This window comes from Schwartzia succinivorans DSM 10502, assembly GCF_900129225.1.
GTDB lineage: Bacteria > Bacillota > Negativicutes > Selenomonadales > Selenomonadaceae > Schwartzia > Schwartzia succinivorans.
On sequence record NZ_FQUG01000020.1, the window covers coordinates 1 to 1,604 of the forward strand.

The 1,604-nt window shown below is 45.8% G+C and carries 3 protein-coding genes; all 3 read right to left on the reverse strand.

Going from position 1 to position 1,604, the window contains the following annotated elements; genetic code table 11:
- Positions 1-187 precede the first annotated feature (187 nt).
- The gene (locus BUA83_RS12410) at positions 188-535 is read right to left on the reverse strand and encodes an OadG family protein (RefSeq protein WP_072936582.1); all 348 of its coding nucleotides are present in this window, start codon (positions 533-535) and stop codon (positions 188-190) included.
- A 64-nt stretch (positions 536-599) separates the two neighbouring features.
- Complete coding sequence (locus BUA83_RS12415) at positions 600-731, reverse strand: OadG family protein (RefSeq protein ID WP_072936583.1); 132 nt, start codon at positions 729-731, stop codon at positions 600-602.
- A gap of 666 nt (positions 732-1,397) precedes the next feature.
- On the reverse strand, positions 1,398-1,604 hold a 207-nt coding region (locus BUA83_RS12420), incomplete at its 5' end, for an anion permease (RefSeq protein ID WP_200796085.1).

Sequence of the window (1,604 nt, forward strand, 5' to 3'; positions counted from 1 at the left end):
TACTCTTTGACAAATGCCATATAGAGCAGGAAGCAGCCGACCAGCATCATGATAACATGTCCGCCTGTCAGAGCGGAGAAGCCACTGTCGTTCCAGACAGATGCAATCGAAACACTAAACGCATTCCAAACTTCCATTCTGATAATTCCTCCTTAAGCGGCAAACAGTCTTTTGACTGCCGCCGTTTTTAGCAAACCGTATTGTTGAGTGCCACAGCACGGGCATTGTTCTTCCAGACCGAGCTTTCAATCGGACGAACCGTAACAATACGTGCTTCACTGTCGTAAGCTGCAACTGCAGCAGCGATTACGGCGATAACTGCGCTGTTGTCTGCTTTCGGAGCAGCTGCAGGTGCAGCAGCCGGAGCAGCAGCCTTAGGTGCAGCTGCCGGTTTCTTTACCTCTTTGGCCTTGTTTGTCGGGTCACAGAGATGAATAAGACGAATCATTGCGCTCAGGCCAATCAGCACGACAAAGACGATTGACATGTTGATAAGCATGATGATGAATGGATTCGTGGTAACCGGATGTCCCATTAGAATCACCTCAAATTAGTTCTTTTACTCCTGTCTCACCGGACATAGAGCAAATACACCGAAATTACTTGCTTTTTGTCGGGTCAGCAAGATGGATCAAACGAATCATTGCACTCAGTCCCATCAGCACGACAAACACGATTGACATGTTGATAAGCATGATGATCAAAGGATTCGTTGTCACCGGGTGTCCCATAAGCTCACCTCTCTTTCGCCTTATACTGGCACAGCCTGCCGCTTATATCCCGTTTATCGGAATATCCGTACAGACTCATCGGTTCCTGCCCGCATTGTCGTTTCTTTGCCGGAACGACACATTCACCGATCGTACAGCCTTCCCCTCTCCGTGCTTTTTACGTTCCTCACGGACAGGCAGACAGCGCTGACAGCCCTTATTTCTTTTGGGTAGAAGGCAGCGGCCCGACGGACGCCCTCCTCATGCCCGCAGGATACAATACATTACCCCCTTTTCCTGTGTCAAACGGCGTCATATTTTTCTGAAAATAATCGTACTTCCAGTATTATCAAGGTTTTAAGTCCATATAGACCTAAATTCCCAAAGCAGGATAATTTATGCCCCTTTAGGCTCATTGCAGCAATTTATCCCCTATTTTTCGGGAATTTCATCATTTGCCGAATCAGGGATTAGCTTTATTCCATTTTGTCTTATAACTTTTGTTATTTTCCCATTTGTCTGAATCTTTATATATTTGTTTATTGTTTTCTTTCTCTTGCTTGCCTTTTTATTTTCTTCTGAATTTTGTACGCTTTCGAACGCAAAAATCCCGCATAAGGAGTATTTTTCCTCATGCGGGATATTGCTTTACATAATATTCACTTTTCTATCATTTTGTCGGACAAATCAAGGGAAGAACGGCCAAACGATAGGAATAATAATAAGTGAAACGATAAGGCAGACAATAATCAAAGGCGTACCGGCAATGATATAGTCCTTGAAGTGATATCCGCCGGGGCCGAGAACCAGCGTGTTCGGCGGTGTACCAACCGGCGTAGCGAATGCGCAGGATGCAGCAACAGCGATAGCCATCAGAACTGCATGCGGGTCAGC

What these genes read in the sequence shown, in the direction of transcription:
- BUA83_RS12410 (WP_072936582.1), bottom strand. Translation starts at nt 535, where the DNA reads ATGGGACATCCGGTTACCACGAATCCATTCATCATCATGCTTATCAAC.
- BUA83_RS12415 (WP_072936583.1), bottom strand. Translation starts at nt 731, where the DNA reads ATGGGACACCCGGTGACAACGAATCCTTTGATCATCATGCTTATCAAC.